Genomic DNA, 17378 nt, shown 5'->3' with positions numbered 1-17378 from the left:
CGCGCCTCGATTCCCGTGGTCGTCCGGACATCCAATAATAAGCAGGGCCATCCATGAAAAAGCCAAACCCGCTTCTCGAAGACCTCAAGTCCCTCCTGCCCGCCATCGCGGCCAATGCGTTCCAGGCCGAGCAGGACCGCCAGGTGCCCGCCGAAAATATTGCGTTGCTCAAAGGCATCGGCCTGCACCGTGCGTTTCAGCCCAAGGCGTTCGGTGGCATGGAGTTGTCGCTGCCACAGTTTGCCGACTGCATCGCGGCGCTCGCCGGGGCCTGCGCCAGCACGGCCTGGGCCATGAGCCTGTTGTGTACTCACAGTCATCAACTGGCACTGTTCTCGGCCACCCTGCAGCAGGAAGTCTGGGGCACCGACCCGCATGCCACGGCCAGCAGCAGCATTGCCCCCTTCGGGCGTACCGAAGAGGTCGAGGGCGGCGTGCTGTTCAGCGGTGAGATGGGCTGGAGCAGCGGCTGCGACCATGCCGAGTGGGCGATTGTCGGCTTTCGCCGGCCGAATGCCGAAGGCACGCAGGACTACTGCTTCGCGGTGCTGCCGCGCAGTGACTATCAGATCCGCGACGACTGGTTTGCCGCCGGCATGAAAGGCAGCGGCACCAAGACGTTGATCATCGACAAGGCCTGGGTACCGGAGCATCGCATCCAGAAAGCCAAGGACATGATGGAGGGCAAGTCCGCAGGCTTCGGCTTGTACCCCGACAGCAAGGTGTTCTACTCGCCGTACCGTCCGTATTTTGCCAGCGGCTTTTCTACCGTGAGCCTGGGCGTCGCCGAGCGCATGCTCGAGGTGTTCCGCGAAAAGACCAAGACCCGCGTGCGCGCCTACACTGGCGCGGCGGTCGGTGCGGCCACGCCGGCGTTGATGCGCCTGGCCGAGTCGACGCATCAGGTCGGCGCCGCGCGCGCGTTTCTTGAAAAGACCTGGGCCGAGCATGCCGAGCACAGTGAGCAGCAGCGCTACCCCAGCCGCGAAACCCTGGCGTTCTGGCGCACCAACCAGGCGTATGCCACCAAGATGTGCATCCAGGCGGTGGATCGCCTGTTCGAAGCCGCCGGCGGCAATGCCTGGTTCGAACATAACGAAATGCAGCGCCTGTTCCGTGACTCGCACATGACCGGCGCCCATGCCTACACCGACTACGACGTCTGCGCGCAGATCCTCGGCCGCGAGCTGATGGGCCTGGAGCCCGATCCAAGCATGATCTGAACCTGCGTTTGATAACAACAATCAGGGCCGCGCCTGACGCGGCCCGGGAGTCTTGCATGTCTGAATCGACCTTCGACCCACGCGCCTTTCGCCGCGCCCTGGGTAACTTTGCCACCGGCGTGACCGTGGTCACCGCCGCCGACGCCGCCGGGCGCAAGGTGGGCGTCACCGCCAACAGTTTCAACTCGGTGTCGCTCGACCCGCCGCTGGTGCTGTGGAGCCTGGACAAACGTTCCAACAGCCATGAGGTGTTCGAGCAGGCCAGCCATTTCGCGGTCAACGTGCTGGCGGCGGACCAGATCGACCTGTCGAACAATTTTGCCCGACCCAAGGACGATCGCTTCGCCGAGATCGAATACCAGCCCGGCGAGGGTGGGGCGCCGGTGTTCGCCGATTGTTCGGCGCGGTTTCACTGCGAAAACTACCAGCAGGTGGATGGCGGCGATCACTGGATCATGATCGGCAAGGTGGTGGCCTTCGATGATTTCGGCCGTGCGCCGCTGCTTTATCATCAGGGCGCCTACTCGATGGTCCTGCCCCACACGCGCATGACCAAGCGCGACGACAGCCAGCCGCCGAGCAGCCATTTCCAGGGACGCCTGAGCCACAACCTGTACTACCTGATGACCCAGGCGGTGCGCGCCTACCAATCCAGCTACCAACCCCGGCAACTGTCCACCGGCCTGCGCACCAACGAGGCGCGCATGCTGATGGTGCTGGAGAACGACGCCCGGCTGAGCACCCAGGACCTGTTGCGCGAGGTGGCCATGCCGGTGCGCGAAATCGACGAAGCCGTGGCCAACCTCAAACGCAAGGGGCTGGTGAGCGACGATGACAACGGCGTACGCCTGACCGCTGCCGGTGTGGAGCAGACCGAAGACCTGTGGGCAATTGCGCGCGAACAGCAGGACAAGGTATTCGCCGCGTTCACGGACGCGCAGATCGAAACGTTCAAGACGGTATTGAAGCAATTGATCCGCCATTGCTGATCGTAAAAAAGCCGAGGCCGGTAAAGGCCTCGGTTTTTTATTGATCGTACCCTGCAAATGCACGATAGCCCCTGGCAGCCAGGCGCAAGCGGGCGTGCAGGCTCGTACAAGCAATCACTGATGGTTTGCGGTCAGATCCAGCGTTTCGACGCGATGCGCAGAGGGCCGTCCGATGTTCTTCAAGAAAAACCAGCCGATGCAGGACCTTGCTGCCCACCTCAAGCAGGTGCTGGCGGGGGAGGCGCCTGATACCCAGGCGTTGCACGCTTACCCGTCGGTGCAGGCCTGCCTGGAACAGCTGGCGCGAGAGCGGGCGAATGCCGACCGCCAATGGCAGCAGGCCGAGGTATCGGCCAAGGCTCAGGCCGCCCGGCAGGCACACGACGAGCAGGCTCTTGAGGCCCTGCGTCAACAACTGGAGCTGGCCCGACAGCGTGAGGCGACACTGGATGCGGAGCTGCGTCGGCAGCGGCTGCTGGGCGACCAGCATCAACAGGAGAAGCAGATCTGGGAGCTGCTGCTGTGCACCATGACGGAGGGCTGCTGGGATATCACGGTGGTCAATGGTGACGTTCAGGACCCCGGCAGCCAGATGCGTATTTTCAATCAGTTTCGCCTGCTGCTGGGGTATGCCCCCCATGAGCTGCCCGACGGCTGGGACGCGCAGGTCGGCGTCACCCATCCCGAGGATTTGCCCAAGATCATGGCGATTTTCGACCGCGAAATCCTCGCCGCCCACGGCAGCGGTGAGTACGTAGTTGAATACCGCATGCGCCACAAGACCCGCGGCTACATCTGGTGCCGCGAGCGCGGCCGGGCCGTGCGGGACGCCCAGGGGCGATTGACGCGGGTGCTTGGCGCGGTCCGGGATATCAGTGATGAGCAGTCGGCCCGCGCCACCCACCAACAATTGCTTGAGCACAACCAGGCCACCTATGGCCAGATCGCCACGGTGGTCAGTGTGATCAAAGGCATTGCCGACCAGACCAACCTGCTGGCCTTGAACGCGGCCATTGAAGCCGCGCGGGCCGGCGAGGTCGGCCGTGGGTTTTCGGTGGTGGCCGATGAGGTGCGCAAACTGGCGGAAAACACCCGCCAGGCGACTCATCGGATTCAGACGATGTTGCACCCGCACAAACAATAACCTGCTTCAGGCGCCGCGCCGGGCAGCGCCTGAAAGGGGTCAAAAGGGTACGGCCACGGTCAACTGGCTGTAGAGGTTGGTGCCGTTGCCACCCACTTGGTTGCCACCGGTGTCGGCGTCCTTTTTCGGTTGGTAGATGCCCACCAATGGGCTGATGATCAGGTGGCTGTTGACCGCCCATTCGGCGTACAGGTCCAGCTCGCGGGCATCCAGGTTCAAGGCGTCGCGTTTGCGCAAGGTATTGAAGTCGAAGTACAGCGCGCCGACCGTCAGGTTTTCCAGGGGAGTGGCCTTGAGTCCTACATGCTGGATGCCGGTGTTGCTGTTGAACGGGCCGGCATAGTTGGAGGCCACTTCTCCCTGGAACCAGGTGCCGTAGCCGGTGCTGAGCCCGGTGAACAACGGGTCCCATTTTTGCGAGTAGCGGGTGTAGCGATAGGTCAGTTTCGGCGCCCAGCTGACATCGGCGAAGGTGTAGCCGGCTTCGCCGTACCAGGCTTTTTCCGGACCGGCATCCTTGTCCTGCCAGGCGTATTCGAAGGCAAAGCTGGCGTTCTCGATACCCGCGCTGCCTTCGCCGCGCAGGCTGTAGGTGTTCATGCCGTCGCGCTGTTTCTGAAAGTCGCTGGCCCATTGGTCGGTGACCCCGATGCCGTGTATCCAGGTCAACCCCAGCGTGCCGGCGGCGGCCGTGTAGTCGAGGGTGCCCGCCGCCAACTCGGTTTCGGCCTGGGCGCGGTTGTCGGATTTGAGCCACAGTACCGACCCATGCAGGCCGTTCTGGCCACCCAGGCGCAGCACGGCGGTACGGTCGAAGGCGTGACGCGCGGCGAGGTAGTAGGCACCCCCGCGATTCAATGCGCCGTCAGCCGGGCCCTTGCCCAGGTTGGGGCCGTCGTCGTTGATCAGGAAACCGCGGCCCAGCTTGACCACCTGGCGGCCGACGGAGAAATCCACCCCGTCCTTGCCCAGTGCCGGGAACAGTTCGGCCGAGCGCCAGCCCAGGTACGCGTCTTCGATTTTCGTGGTGCGCTCCGAACCGTCGGTGTTGCCGGCGGCGTCGCCGTCGCCCCAGGTGCCGGAACTGACCCAATTGAGCGCGCCATAACCGGTGCCGTAACCGGCCAGGCCCTGATCGCCGCTGACCCCATATTTGATGAAACCCTCGCGCCAGGATGAACCTCCCGGCGTGCCATCGTAGTTATGACGGCTGTTGAACATCCCGTAGACCGCCAGGAAGTCGGCATTGAGGTGGGTGTCTTCGTCGGCGTACAGCTCATAGGCCTGGGCCGTCGAGTGGGTGATCAAGAGTGCGATGCCCAGGCCGACAGCCTTGGACAGCGTGCAGGTTTTCAGAGTGTGCTCCATAGTGATAGTCCCCAGCATGATTAGGTCGAGGGCGCATTAAGATGGCTGGGCGCAGGGGAAGTCTTTTCCCTGCGTGCCAGCTAATTGATCCTGCCCGCCAAGGCCCACGCCCTGGCAGGCAGCAACAAAAGTGACGGCAGACATGGGCAAGACGCTCGGCGCGTTGGCGGTGCACAGTGATTTTCGCTCGAGGCCGTTTCGATCAGGGACTGGCCGGGGAGGGCTTAAACGCCAGCGCCTTGTACGGCTCGATGCATCCACTCAGAAATCCGCTTTCGAGGATCCGCACCATGTCGATCAATGACCGGCTCACGCAGCACCTGAAACGAGGCAGCGTCGGCTTTCCGACCGCGCTGGCCAGCACCATCGGCCTGATCATGGCCAGCCCGGTGATTCTCACCGCGACCATGGGCTTCGGCATCGGCGGCAGCGCTTTTGCGGTGGCCATGCTGATCGCGGTGGTGATGATGCTGGCGCAGGCGACCACCTTCGCCGAGGCCGCCGCGATCCTGCCGACCACTGGCTCGGTCTACGACTACATCAATTGCGGCATGGGCCGTTTTTTTGCGATCACCGGCACCTTGTCGGCGTACCTGATCGTGCACGTGTTTGCCGGTACCGCCGAGACCATTCTGTCCGGGGTCATGGCGCTGGTGAACTTCGAACACCTCAATACCCTGGCCGAATCCGCCGGGGGCTCCTGGTTGCTGGGCGTCGGGTTCGTGGTGGTGTTCGGCATCCTCAATGCGTTCGGCGTCAGCGCCTTCGGCAGGGCCGAGATCATCCTGACCTTCGGCATGTGGACCACGCTGATGGTGTTCGCCGTACTCGGGCTGATCGCGGCGCCGGCGGTGCAACTGGAGGGGTGGTTCGGCGTGTCACTGGTGGGCACCGACCTGATCACCATTCTGTCCCTGGTGGGCATGGCCATGTTCATGTTCGTCGGGTGCGAGTTCGTCACGCCGTTGGCGCCGGACTTGCGCAATTCGGCCAAGGTCATGCCCAAGGCCATGCTCCTGGGCCTGCTCAGCGTGGCCACTTGCATGTTTCTCTACGGCGCGGCGATGAAGCGCCAGGTCGAAAACGTGTTGCTGGATGCCGCCACCGGCGTACACCTGCTGGACACGCCGATGGCGATTCCGCGTTTTGCCGAGCAGGTCATGGGGCAGGTCGGCCCGCTGTGGCTGGGCATCGGTTTTCTGTTTGCCGGCGCCGCGACCATCAACACGCTGATGGCGGGCGTGCCGCGCATCCTCTATGGCATGGCCGTGGACGGCGCGCTGCCCAAGGTGTTCACCTACCTGCACCCACGCTTCAAGACGCCGTTGCTGTGCATCCTGGTGGCGATGCTGATTCCGTGCCTGCACGCCCTGTGGTTGGGCGGCAACGCTGACAACATCATGCACCTGGTGCTGGCGGCGGTGTGTGCCTGGAGTTTCTCGTACCTGCTGGTGACGCTGTCGGTGGTGATCCTGCGCATTCGCCGTCCTGATCTGCCACGGGCCTATCGCTCGCCGTTCTTCCCGTTGCCACAAATCCTGTCCAGCATCGGCATTTTGCTCGGGATGTGGTTCATCACCCCGCCGGGCATGAACCCCGCCGACATTTACGTGCCGTTCGGCGTGATGCTGGCGATTACCGCTGCCTACGCGCTGTTCTGGACATTGGTGGTGCAAAAGGTCAATCCATTCAAGCCGGCGTCGGTCGAAGACGTGCTGGCCAAGGAGTTTTCCCATGAGCCTGGCAACCTTCACAACGAGCCTTTTGAGCATGCTGCAAAAGCTGTCTGAGCTGTTCAGTGCCAGACGCGCTCCGGCCGGTTACCGGCCCGGGGTCACGCTGGAGTACTTGCGGCGCAACCTGGGCCTGTCGAGCTTTACCTCGACCGGGCCAGCCAGTGCGGTGTTCGGCCTGGACGCCAGCGGCCTTGAGGTGACGGTTGTCGAGCGCACCGAAGCGCAATTGCTGATGCACTTGGTCATGACTGAATTCAGGATCCGCTTGCCCGCTTCAGAGCAGGGCAGTGCGCGCCTTGAGCTGCACCACCGTGGATCGATTCGGCGCACCGGGCTGGCGTGTCGGCAACGAGCCGGCGACCCCGCCCTGCGGGCCAGGCTGGAGGCGGTGTTAAGCGGCGATGAAGCTTTGCATCAGGCCTTGATGACGCTGGATTTCAAGCACCTGCGCATCGAGTTGGACGACCAGCAATGGCGCGTCCGGCTGGAGCACATGGGCGGCAGCGAGGTGGTCAATCGCATGCCGGCGTTTCGGCGTTATATCGCCCTGAGCCCGACCCAGCGCGCAGGTTTGCTGATGGTCCTGGCAGGTTTGCAACGGGTGCTGAGCGGGTTGTGATGAGTTGGCATCATTAGTGCTTTTACAGGTGGCATGACGTGCTTGTTGCGCCTATATAGATAACATGTTAACTATTGGCCAACAAAAACAAGAAGCCACTGTGGAGTTGCCATGAGCACTTATCAATCTGCGGACTGTGGACTGGAAAACTGGACGCGGGATCTACGCGCCGCCTGCGGCCATTTCGACACGGAACTGGCGTTCAACCGCTCACTGTTTATCGGTGAGGTGTCCAAGCGTGAGCGCGGTGGCCTGTCACTGGCCAACCTGCGCACCAATGCCGGGATGATCAAGCGTGAACGGCCCAACGCCGATCACGACATGGACCAGCATTGTTTTCTTGTCAGCCAACGCAGCGGCTATTGCCAGATCACCCAGAACGGCCAGGTTGTGCAACTGGCCCCCGGCGACATGCTGCTGATGGACTCCACAGGCTCGATCGAGATCAGCCCGTTTGGCCTGATCGAACATGCCTCGCTGTCGCTCTCGCGCAATGAAGTGTGCAAGCAACTGGGCGGCGCCCCGAAAACCTTCGGCAAGATCTCTTCAAGCAAGGCCTGTGGCCGCATGCTCCACGTGCTGATGGACCAACTGTGCCGGGAAGGGCTGGGCGACCAGGATTCGAATGAGGAGGCGCAGGCCCTGCAAGCAGCCTTTGTGTCCTTGCTGGGCTCAGCCTTTGAAGTGCATGACGCACCCGGTGAGGGCATCGCCTGCCTGCAAGGCGGCAACCTGCGCAGCTACGTGCAGAAAGTCATCGACGAGTCGCTGACCCAGCCTGGCCTGAGCCCCGTGGGCCTGGCCAGCCGCTTGAACATCTCGGTGCGGCACCTGTACCGGTTGTTCGAAGAGCAGGACGACAGCGTTTGCCGCTACATCCAGCGCGCGCGGCTCAAGCGCAGCGCGGATGACTTGACCAACCCGTTCCTCAAGAGCGAGTCGATCACCTCGATTGCCTACAAGTGGGGCTTCACCGATTCGGCGCACTTCAGCCGCTCGTTCAAGAAGCAATTCGAGCTATCGCCCAAGGATTTTCGTTCGACCCATCTGCAACAGGCGGTGGGCGCGGCCTAGGTTATCCATCGCTCCATGAAACCGCTCAGCCTGTCGGCCAGCCATATTTGTTCCGTTGCGGTCGAGCACTTCGCCGATCACGGTTATAGCGCTTCATCGCTCAACGACATTGCGGTCGGAGCGGGCATGCGCAAGGCGTCGTTGTACGCGCACTTTGTCAGCAAGGAGGCGTTGTTTCTGAGGGTGTTCGAGATTGCCCTGGCGCATGAGCACCGCTGCATCGAGCGCTGCTTCAAGGACGAGGCCGGGCATGTGGGCGTACCGGGGCAGTTGCACCTCGAGCGGCTGAGCGCACGCTACGAAGCGTCGCCGCATCTGCGCTTTCTGCTGCGCACGGCGTACTTTCCACCAGCGCATATTCGCAGCGTGATCACCACCGGTTTCGAGGGGTACCTGGCGCGCATTCGCCATGACTTTCAAAGCGCCGCGCAAGCTCGCTATGCGAGGACGCGACCGCAGGCGCTGGAAGTGTATTGCGACGCCTACCTGGGCATCGTCGACAGCCTGCATGTGGAGCTGATCTATTCGACGCCGCAGGGCTACGTCAAACGGCTTGCGGCGTTGACGCGGGTGCTGGGGGATTCGTTGTCGATGCTCCCGACCGATGGAGATCAAACGGTGGGAGGGGGCTTGCTCCCTCACACAGTTGATTCCAGTCATGCCTGACAGACCTTACTTCACCTCGGGCAACGTCGACCCGCCATCCACAATGATGGTCTGCCCGGTGATGTAGCCCGCCAGGTCCGAGGCCAGAAACAGCATGGCCCCGGCAATGTCCTCCGGCGCGCCGAGGCGGCCCAGTGGCACGCGGTTGGCGATGTCGGCGTTGACCTGATCATCGCCCAGGTTGCCCATGGCCGGCGTGGCAATCATTCCTGGCTCCACACCGTTGACCCTTACCCGATCGCCGGCCAGTTCCAGCGCGGCATTGCGGATAAAACCGTTGACCCCGGCCTTGGACGCGGCGTAGTGGCTGAGCCCCGGATAGGCGACCCGTGGCCCGGTGACCGACGAGGTGGCCAGTACACAACCGCCGCCTTGACGCTGAAACATCGGCAAGGCGGCCTGGGTCAGCCAGAACAGCGCGCAAAGGTTGACCGCCAGCGTACGCTCCAGCAGGGCCGGGGTGATCTGCTCGAACGCCGTCAACGGAAAATAGCCGGCGTTGTGCACCAGGATATCCAGGCGCCCCCAGTCGCGCTCGATGCCCTTGACCCCGTCGAACACCGCCGTCGCATCGGCCAGGTCGAGTTCGATGGCCTCGACCCGGCACCCGCGCCCGCCCAATTCGTCGGCCAACGCCTGGGCTTGCGCCCGACGCAGGTCAACGATCATCACGCGCGCGCCACGCAGCGCAAACGCTTCGACGATGGCTCGGCCGATACCTTGCGCGCCACCGGTGACCAGCACGCTTTTGCCGCTGAAATCGAGGTCTTCAGACATGGGACTGCTCCATATGGGCATAGGCCAGGGTCGGCACGTCGACGATGCTCGAACCACCGTCGGCGACCAGGCTGGCGCCGGTGATGATCGAGGCGTCGGGGCCTGCCAGGAAGCGGCAGACCTTGGCGATTTCTTCGGCGCTGGCGGGACGCCGCAACGGTACGTCGGCGCAGACGCGGGCATACGCCTGCTGCAGCGTATCGCCGTGGAAGCTCATCAGCGGCTGCATCTCCGCGTCGGCCATCGGCGTGGTGACCCAGCCCGGACACACGGCATTCACTCGCACACCGCGTGGCCCATAGTCCCGCGCCAGGGAGCGGTTAAGCCCGAGCAGCGCGTGTTTGGCTGTGGTGTAGCCACACACTTCGGGCCCGGCGGCCAACGAGGCGATGGAGCCCAGCAGCACAATGCAGCCGGCGCTCTCGATCAGCAGCGGCAGGCAGGCGCGGGCGCTGTAGAACGCGCTGTCCAGGTTGCTGCGCAACGCCGCTTCCCAGGTGGACGGGCTGGTTTGGCTGGCGCTGCCCACGCCATGCCCGCCGGCACAGGCCAGCAGCACATCGAGCCGGCCGTAGCGCGCATGAATCTGTGCAACGAAGCGGTCCCAGGAGTCCGCGCAGGCCGCGTCGCCAACCAGCACCAGGCCACCGGTTTGCGCGGCGACCTGCTCCAATGGCTCGCGACGCCGGCCGATCAGCACCAGGTTGGCGCCCTCGGCGGCGTACAGCCGTGCACAGGCGGCACCGATGCCCGTGCCGGCACCGGTGATGACCACGGTACGGGGATCAGGCATCGGGATACTCCGTATGGTTGAGGACCTGGCAGTAGGAGCTGACCGGAAAGTTCGACAGCTCATCGAAGGACGCACCGGCATAGCCGAAGATCTTGCCGTCGCTGCGGTGCTGTTGCAGGTCGATCAGTACCAGCCCGAGGGTGGGGATGATCTTTTCGCGCCAGACGAACAGGTACAGCTGGTCGGCAATCTTGTAGTAGTGGCAGCGGTCGGTATCGCACAGGCCCTGTTCGACACCCTTGAGGCACTGCCAGGAATAGAACTGATCGTTGAGGTAGATGTGCTCGTAGACTTCGCTGGGGCTGTAGCGATACAGGTTGCGCAACCCGGTCAGCTCCTGGGTCGGCGCGTGCGGGCACTGGCCGGCCTGCCAGGGTTGATTCAGGCTGCCATGCAGAAATTCCACGTCCACCGAGGTCAGGGCCTTGCCGGCCAGGGCGCGGCTGTAGAGGCCTTGCTCGGTTTGTTCGCGGTTCGGCATGCTGCCGATCACGGCGGTGAACGACGACGTGGCGGTATCCAGCACCAGGCTGATCGACCAGGCTTGCCCGGCCTCGTGCTTGATAAAGTCGACCAGGTACAGGCCCGGACGCACCGAGGTGGCGCGGTAGGCGGCCGAACCGCTGGAGTGTCCATCGGTGGCGTTCCAGTGCAGCGTATCGGTTTCAAAGCGGTGCTCGATCTGCCAGCCATTGGCGAAGTGCAGCGTGAAGGTCTTGCCGTTGAGGTCGGCCAGGTTGGGTAGGATAAAGGCTTCAGGGGCAAAACCGTCGGCAAGGGCGCCTACGGTGATCCAGTCGGATGGGGTGGTCATTGCATGGCTCCAGTGGGTTGAATTGACAACCCGGAGCATGCGGCGGGAAGGGGCGTGCGCCTATCAACCGAATGGTTGACCCCGCTTAAAGAAACAGCGCGGCCACCAGCTCGGTGCGGCTGCTGACGCCTGTTTTGCGAAACAGATGAATCAGGTGGGTCTTGATGGTGGGCAGGCCAACATCCAGCGCCTGGGCCAGTTGTTTGTTGCTCGCGCCCTGGCGAAGCAGCCAGGCGATCTGGCGCTCCTTGGGCGTGAGCCCGGCCAACCCGTCGTCAGCCGGTTGCATGTTGGCCACGGCCATTTGCAGCATCACCTGCAAGGCATTCAACTGGGCCAGTTGGTCGAGGGTGAACACCCCTTGTTCAGCCGTGCGCAGCAGCGAGATGGCGGCCTTGGGCTGGTCGGCGCGATGGGCGACGATCTCCACCACATCGACGACCCCGTAGCGCGCGAGGAAGTCGCGGTAGCGGCGGCTGTCACGCAGCGGCTGCCTGGCCATGGCCAACCCCAGCGGCACCACGGCCAGCCCGGTGGACAGGCAGTTGCGCGGTTGCAAGGGGTCGAATTGGCGGTAGTTGTCCAGGTAATCGCGGTGCATCTCACCGCTCATGCCCAGCAGCCTGAAGTCGCGGGCTTGCAGGTGGCGGTCGACGCAATAGAACGCCGCCTGGCTGGCGGGTACGAGTTGGGTGAAAGCCTGCAGGCAATGGCCGGCGACTTCCTGGGCGGGGATGGCGTGCATGGTCGGTTACCTGCGCCAGAAAAAACGCTGCCGGCACACGCCGGCAGCCAGGAGCGATCAGACTACCGCAAAATAATGCTTCACGAAGCTTTCGCTGACCACGTCCCACAGCACCGGCGTGCCCTTGGTCACGAACCAGCTGTCGCCGGCCTTGTAGCGGGTGCTCTGGCCGGTGCTTTCGTCGGTCAGCACCACTTCGCCGGTGACCACGGTGGCCTGTTCGGCGAATGGGTAGATCATGCGGAACTTGCCCTGGGTGGTGCCGAAATAGGCGCTGCTGACCGGGTCGGTCGGGGCGCCGAAGGTCATCTTGCCGAAGGCCTTGACCTCGCCTTCAAGGATCTCGGAGCCAAGGTCGGCAACGGTGCCCCAGGCGTCGAGGTCCGATAATTGAATATCTTTTTTCAGGGGGGTAACGGGCATGGCGGTTCTCCTGTGAATGAAACAGCGGGGGCTCAACGGCGACCGTTGAAGTAGCCCGACAGTTGATGAAGGCTTTTGCCGGCGGTGAGCAGCAGTGGGCGGATATGGTCCTTGCCGAGGATTTGCGCGTGCTTGACCGAACTGATCAGGTCATAGCGCGAAGAGCCTTCGCTCATGCCCTCGGCCAGAACCTTGCAGATGATATGGCTGGGCGTGACGCCGAAGCCGGCGTAACCCTGCACGTAAAAGGCGTTGGGGCGACCGCTGAGCGTGCCGATTTGCGGGAACAGGTTGGCTCCGGTCGCCATCGGCCCGCCCCAGGCCAGGTCGATCTTCACGTCCTTGAGGTACGGGAAGATTTTCAGCATCAGGTTGCGGTTCCAGGCCTTGAGGTCCAGCGGGATGTGTTCGACGAAAGGCGTGGCGGCGCCGAACAACAGGCGGTTTTCGTTGGTGACGCGGTAGTAGTCGATCACCGGGCGAATGTCGCTGTAGGCGCCGCGTATCGGGCTGATGCGGTTGATCACCTCGTCCGACAGCGGTTCGGTCATCAACTGGAAGGCATAGGTGTTGACGGTGGTCTTGTGCAACTCCGGTTCAAGCTTGTTGAGGAAACTGTCACAGGCCCACAGCAACTTGGCGGCCTTGACCGAGCCACGGCCGGTGCGCACGGTGATGCGCTCGCCATAGCTGACTTCCAGGGCAGGGCTGTGCTCGAAGATGCGCACCCCATGCCCGGCCAGCGCCTTGGCTTCGCCCAGCAGCAGGTTGAGTGAGTGCACATGCCCGCCGCCCATGTGCAGCAACGCGCTGCTGTAGGCATCGGAGCCGATGATCTGCTTGACCTCGGAGCCCGCCATGAAGCGGATTTCATCCTTGGTGTTGATCGACTTGAAGTCTTTCTCCCAGGCGCGCAGGGTCTTTTCCTGGCGGGCGTTGAAGCCCATGTAGCCGTAGCCGTGGCGGAAGTCGGCGTCGATGGAGTATTTGGCGATGCGGTCCTTGATGATGCCGGCGCCCAGCTCGCTGATTTCAAAGATCTGGCGCAGGCCTTCGTCGCCGACTTGCTGTTTGATCTTCTCCAGGTCATGGCCGATGCCCGCCATGATCTGCCCACCGTTGCGGCCCGTACCGCCGAAACCCAGGTAACGCGCTTCAAGCACCACGATGTTGGTGATGCCTTTTTCCGCCAGTTCCAGCGCGGTGTTGATGCCGGAGAAACCGCCACCAATCACCACCACGTCGGCGTCCACGTCCTGTTCGAGGGTCGGGAAGCTGAGGTTGTATTTCTTGGTTGCCGAGTAGTAGGTCGGCGTTTCGAGAGTGATCATGGCGCAGCCTGGAAAAGTGAAGGAGAACTCACTGCAGAGCCGGGTTGAAGCTCTGTGCCTGTTGGGTGCTATTAAGTGCCTTCCGAGCGGTAGGTGTCTTGATTCTGTGTGCCGCCGCGCTTGACCGTGGCTGCCACTGAAACCTGCGTAGGGGTAAAGCTGCACACGGAGAACAGGTGCCGATGCTAGAATGTTGTTAATCTGTTAACTAAATACGACGCCGACTTTATATGCCTCAATTGCGCCAATCCTTGACCCTCAGCTTGCTCCATGCGCGGGAAGCCGCCATGGGGTTTTTTCGTCCCTCGCTTAACCAGCATGGATTGACCGAACAGCAATGGCGGGTCATTCGGATCCTGAGCCAGCATCAAGAGCTGGAGATCAATCGCCTGGCTGAATTGGCCTGCATCCTCAAGCCGAGCATGACCGGGGTGCTGGTGCGCATGGAGGCGGCGGGGATGGTGGAGCGGCGCAAGGCGCACCAGGATCAGCGGCGCGTACTGGTGCGGCTGGCGGAGAAGGGGCAGGCCAGTTTCGCTTCGATGAGCCAGTGCATGGAGGCCAATTATCAGCGTTTGCAGGCGGGGTTCGGCGAGGAGAAGTTGCAGACGCTTCTGGGTTTGCTCAATGAGCTGAAAACCCTGAGGCGCTGAGTCGACGCTGCACCTGTTGAGGGGACTTGCTGTGGAGAGGGAGCTCCCTCGCCACGGGTCGCTTTTCATTTGCACTCTCTAGTAGATAGCCCCCGCCGCGCTGGCCGGCGCCGCTGAACCCTTGAACGCCGCCGCCAGGCTTTGCAGCCCACGCATCAGCACCGTGGTGTCCACGCCCACGGCGACGAACGCCGCGCCCAACTCAATGTAACGCCGCGCCAACGCCGGGTCGGCGCTCAGAATGCCGGCGGCCTTGCCGGCTTGGCGGATGCGTGCGATGGCGTCTTCGATCGCCGCCTGCACCTCGGGATGCCCTGGGTTGCCGCGATGGCCCATCGAGGCGCTCAGGTCGGCCGGCCCGATGAACACGCCGTCGACGCCTTCCACGGCCGCGATTGCATCCAGATTGGCCAGGCCTTCGCGGTTTTCGATCTGCACCAGCAGGCACATCTGCTCATCGGCCTTGTCGAGGTACCCGGCGATGCTGTTCCAGCGCGATGCGCGTGCCAGCGCACTGCCGACGCCGCGCACCCCCTTGGGCGGGTAGTGGATGGCGCTCACCAGTGCCTGCGCCTGCGCGGCGCTCTCGACCATGGGCACCAGCAACGTCTGTGCGCCGATGTCGAGCACTTGCTTGATCAAGGCCGTATCGCCGATGACCGGGCGAATCACCGGATGGCTGGGGTAGGGCGCCACGGCCTGGAGTTGGCCGAGCATGCCGCGCAGGTCGTTGGGCGCATGTTCGCCGTCGATCAGTAGCCAATCGAAGCCGGCGTTGGCGGCCAGTTCCGCGCAGTAGGCATCGGCCAGTCCCAGCCACAGGCCGATCTGGGCTTCGCCGCTGCGCAGGCGTTGTTTGAAGGTGTTCACAGGCATATCCATCGAGCCGTCCTCCGTTTACACAAAACGACAGGCAATCGAGCCGAGCATGTCGTAGTCGACATGGAAGGTATCGCCGGGGTTGGCCGCCACCGGGCGGGTGAAGGAACCGCCGAGAATGATCTGCCCCGGTTGCAGGGTCACGTCATAGGCGGCCAGCTTATTGGCGAGCCAGGCCACGCCCTTGGCCGGGTGGTTGAGCACGGCGGCCGACACGCCGGATTCTTCGATCACGCCATTGCGGTAGAGCACGGCGGGCACCTTGCGCAGGTCGATCTCGGTGGGGCGCACGGCGCGCCCGCCCATCACCACGCCGGCGTTGGCCGCATTATCGGAAATGGTGTCGAACACCTTGCGGGTCGCCTGGGTATGCGGGTCGACCTGCTGGATGCGCGCATCGATGATTTCCAGCGCCGGGATCACCCATTCGGTGGCATCGAGCACGTCGAACACGGTCACATTCGGGCCTTTCAACGGCTTGCCCAGGATGAACGCCAACTCGACCTCCACCCGCGGCACGATAAAACGCTCGAAGGGGATGTCGGTGCCTTCGTCGAAGAACATGTCATCGAGCAGCGCACCGTAATCCGGCTCGGTGATGTTGGAAGACACCTGCATGGCGCGTGAAGTCAGGCCGATCTTGTGACCGACCAGCTTGCGCCCGTCCTTGATTTTCTGGGCGACCCACGCGCGCTGGATGGCGTAGGCGTCGTCAAGGGTGATTGCCGGGTGTTCCAGGGAGAACTGGCGCACCTGTTCCCGTGAACGTTCCGCCTGGTCGAGGCGGGCGGCGGCTTGCTGGATAAGCTGTTGATCGAGCATGACAAGGGTCTCTCAGTGAGGGTTGACGATGGCCGCCTGGGTGCGCAGCACCAGCGCGCCACCGAGTGCAATGAGCAATGCCAGGGCGTAGAGGGCCAGGCTGGCGCTGTGGGTGGTATCGCGCATCCAGCCGATCAGGTAGGGCGCGAAGAACGAAGCGATGCTGCCGAAGGAACTGATCAAGGCAATGCCGGCGGCCTGGGTGTGGTTGGACAGGAACGCCGGGGGCAGTTGCCAGAACATCGGCAGCGCCGCGCTGGCGCCCATGCCGGCGATGATCAGGCCGCCCAGCACCAGGGTCGGGTTGGTGGGGGCGAGCCCGGCGATGGCAATGCCGCCCGCCGACATCAATAACGGCACGCACAGGTGCCAGCGGCGTTCGCGGTGGCGATCGGACGAGCGCCCGCAGCCGATCATGAAAAAGCACCCGGCCAGGTACGGCACCGCACTGAGCAGGCCGACCTTGCCGTCGCTGCCGACCCCGGCGCCGTGGATCAGCGTCGGCATCCAGAACGCCAGGGTATTGACCGCCAGCATCACCGCGAAATACATCGCCACCAACAGCCACACTTGCCGGTTGTGCAGAATGGCGGAGAACGAGGTGATGGATTTGCGCTGTTCTTCGCTGTGCAGTTGCTCGCGCAATTGTTGCTTTTGTGCAGGTGTCAGCCAGGTGACACGCTCGAAACTGTCCGGCAGGCATTTGAGCACCACCAGCCCGAGCAGGATGACCGGCGCACCCTCGATCACAAACATCCACTGCCAGCCGCGCAGGCCGCCCAGGTCATGAAAGTGCTCAAGGATGCCGCCCGAGAGCGGTCCGCCGATCACCCCGGCCATGGGCACCGCTATCGCAAACAAGGCAGTGATTTGTGCACGCCGACCGGCCGGGTACCAGCGGTTCAGGAACACCAGGATGCCCGGAAAGAAACCCGCTTCGGCCACCCCGAGCAAAAAGCGCAGCACATAGAAGCCCGTCGCGCTGTCGACCAGGAACATGCAGGTCGACAGCGCGCCCCACACCACCATCAGCGTGGCGATCCAGCGTCGCGGGCCAACATGGTCCAGGGCCATGTTGCTCGGTACGCCGAACAGCGCGTAGGCGATGAAGAACAGACCGGCACCGAAGCCATAGACGGTGTCGCTGAAATTGAGGTCGGCGCTCATCTGCATCTTGGCGAAGCCGATGTTGATGCGGTCGAGGTGGGCGAACAGGTAGCAGATCAGCAACAGCGGCATCAGCCGCCAGGTGATGGCGCTGTGGGTGCGGTCGCGGACGACGCTCGCAAGGGTGTCGGCGGTATTGGCTGTGCTCATGGTTT

At 63.3% G+C, this 17378-nt stretch carries 18 protein-coding genes; 8 read left to right on the top strand and 10 right to left on the bottom strand.

The window, feature by feature from the left end:
- Nucleotides 1-53 precede the first annotated feature (53 nt).
- The 3 genes from V6M90_RS02420 to V6M90_RS02410 all read left to right on the top strand — a co-directional run bounded on the left by V6M90_RS02420 (nucleotide 54) and on the right by V6M90_RS02410 (nucleotide 3356).
- Nucleotides 54-1223, top strand: a complete 1170-nt coding sequence (locus V6M90_RS02420; RefSeq protein ID WP_003173197.1) for a p-hydroxyphenylacetate 3-hydroxylase oxygenase component — start codon at nucleotides 54-56, stop codon at nucleotides 1221-1223.
- Nucleotides 1224-1279: 56 nt separating this feature from the next.
- The gene (locus tag V6M90_RS02415; protein ID WP_003173198.1) at nucleotides 1280-2212 is read left to right on the top strand and encodes a p-hydroxyphenylacetate 3-hydroxylase reductase component; all 933 of its coding nucleotides are present in this window, start codon (nucleotides 1280-1282) and stop codon (nucleotides 2210-2212) included.
- Between the two features lie 172 nt (nucleotides 2213-2384).
- Nucleotides 2385-3356, top strand: coding sequence for a methyl-accepting chemotaxis protein (locus V6M90_RS02410; protein WP_332846019.1), 972 nt, complete (start codon nucleotides 2385-2387; stop codon nucleotides 3354-3356).
- 39 nt (nucleotides 3357-3395) lie between these two features.
- On the opposite strand, the gene V6M90_RS02405 is transcribed toward V6M90_RS02410, so the two are convergent.
- Complete coding sequence (locus V6M90_RS02405) at nucleotides 3396-4724, bottom strand: alginate export family protein (protein ID WP_141064154.1); 1329 nt, start codon at nucleotides 4722-4724, stop codon at nucleotides 3396-3398.
- Between the two features lie 290 nt (nucleotides 4725-5014).
- On the opposite strand from V6M90_RS02405, the gene V6M90_RS02400 reads away from it, so the two are divergent.
- From V6M90_RS02400 to V6M90_RS02385, 4 genes are all read left to right on the top strand, one after another.
- Nucleotides 5015-6514 (top strand): APC family permease, encoded by a 1500-nt coding sequence (locus tag V6M90_RS02400; protein ID WP_003173203.1) that lies wholly within the window; start codon nucleotides 5015-5017, stop codon nucleotides 6512-6514.
- Nucleotides 6495-7079 (top strand): DUF3156 family protein, encoded by a 585-nt coding sequence (locus V6M90_RS02395; protein ID WP_141064222.1) that lies wholly within the window; start codon nucleotides 6495-6497, stop codon nucleotides 7077-7079. The genes V6M90_RS02400 and V6M90_RS02395 overlap by 20 nt, the downstream gene beginning before the upstream one ends.
- Nucleotides 7080-7190: 111 nt before the next feature.
- On the top strand, nucleotides 7191-8153 hold the full coding sequence (feaR, locus tag V6M90_RS02390) for a transcriptional regulator FeaR (protein ID WP_003173206.1): 963 nt from the start codon (nucleotides 7191-7193) through the stop codon (nucleotides 8151-8153).
- A gap of 15 nt (nucleotides 8154-8168) precedes the next feature.
- Nucleotides 8169-8819, top strand: a complete 651-nt coding sequence (locus V6M90_RS02385; protein ID WP_141064155.1) for a TetR/AcrR family transcriptional regulator — start codon at nucleotides 8169-8171, stop codon at nucleotides 8817-8819.
- 6 nt (nucleotides 8820-8825) lie between these two features.
- On the opposite strand, the gene V6M90_RS02380 is transcribed toward V6M90_RS02385, so the two are convergent.
- The 6 genes from V6M90_RS02380 to V6M90_RS02355 all read right to left on the bottom strand — a co-directional run bounded on the left by V6M90_RS02380 (nucleotide 8826) and on the right by V6M90_RS02355 (nucleotide 13702).
- The gene (locus V6M90_RS02380; protein WP_003173208.1) at nucleotides 8826-9596 is read right to left on the bottom strand and encodes an SDR family oxidoreductase; all 771 of its coding nucleotides are present in this window, start codon (nucleotides 9594-9596) and stop codon (nucleotides 8826-8828) included.
- A complete protein-coding gene (locus V6M90_RS02375; RefSeq protein ID WP_332846018.1) occupies nucleotides 9589-10389 on the bottom strand; it encodes an SDR family NAD(P)-dependent oxidoreductase in 801 nt (266 codons plus the stop codon). The genes V6M90_RS02380 and V6M90_RS02375 overlap by 8 nt, the downstream gene beginning before the upstream one ends.
- On the bottom strand, nucleotides 10382-11203 hold the full coding sequence (locus V6M90_RS02370) for a molybdenum cofactor biosynthesis F family protein (protein WP_042944494.1): 822 nt from the start codon (nucleotides 11201-11203) through the stop codon (nucleotides 10382-10384). The genes V6M90_RS02375 and V6M90_RS02370 overlap by 8 nt, the downstream gene beginning before the upstream one ends.
- A gap of 85 nt (nucleotides 11204-11288) precedes the next feature.
- Entirely contained in the window at nucleotides 11289-11948 is a 660-nt protein-coding gene (locus V6M90_RS02365) for a response regulator transcription factor (protein WP_332846017.1), read from the bottom strand.
- Between the two features lie 57 nt (nucleotides 11949-12005).
- The gene (locus V6M90_RS02360) at nucleotides 12006-12371 is read right to left on the bottom strand and encodes a cupin domain-containing protein (RefSeq protein ID WP_003173212.1); all 366 of its coding nucleotides are present in this window, start codon (nucleotides 12369-12371) and stop codon (nucleotides 12006-12008) included.
- Between the two features lie 32 nt (nucleotides 12372-12403).
- Entirely contained in the window at nucleotides 12404-13702 is a 1299-nt protein-coding gene (locus tag V6M90_RS02355; protein ID WP_332846016.1) for an NAD(P)/FAD-dependent oxidoreductase, read from the bottom strand.
- A gap of 230 nt (nucleotides 13703-13932) precedes the next feature.
- Between V6M90_RS02355 and hpaR the strand changes: the two genes are divergently transcribed.
- On the top strand, nucleotides 13933-14355 hold the full coding sequence (hpaR, locus tag V6M90_RS02350; RefSeq protein ID WP_332846015.1) for a homoprotocatechuate degradation operon regulator HpaR: 423 nt from the start codon (nucleotides 13933-13935) through the stop codon (nucleotides 14353-14355).
- Between the two features lie 78 nt (nucleotides 14356-14433).
- Here the strand turns inward: hpaR and hpaI are convergent, their stop codons facing one another.
- The 3 genes from hpaI to V6M90_RS02335 are packed head-to-tail and all read right to left on the bottom strand — an operon-like array spanning nucleotide 14434 to nucleotide 17373.
- Nucleotides 14434-15237, bottom strand: coding sequence for a 4-hydroxy-2-oxoheptanedioate aldolase (gene hpaI / locus V6M90_RS02345; protein WP_141064161.1), 804 nt, complete (start codon nucleotides 15235-15237; stop codon nucleotides 14434-14436).
- A 15-nt stretch (nucleotides 15238-15252) separates the two neighbouring features.
- Entirely contained in the window at nucleotides 15253-16056 is an 804-nt protein-coding gene (gene hpaH / locus V6M90_RS02340; RefSeq protein ID WP_003173217.1) for a 2-oxo-hept-4-ene-1,7-dioate hydratase, read from the bottom strand.
- A gap of 12 nt (nucleotides 16057-16068) precedes the next feature.
- Entirely contained in the window at nucleotides 16069-17373 is a 1305-nt protein-coding gene (locus V6M90_RS02335; RefSeq protein WP_332846014.1) for an MFS transporter, read from the bottom strand.
- Nucleotides 17374-17378 lie beyond the last annotated feature (5 nt).

Origin of the sequence: Pseudomonas lactucae (assembly GCF_036688725.1) — a bacterium.
Classification (GTDB): Bacteria; Pseudomonadota; Gammaproteobacteria; order Pseudomonadales; family Pseudomonadaceae; genus Aquipseudomonas; species Aquipseudomonas lactucae.
This window is presented reverse-complemented; position numbering and strand designations above follow the sequence as displayed.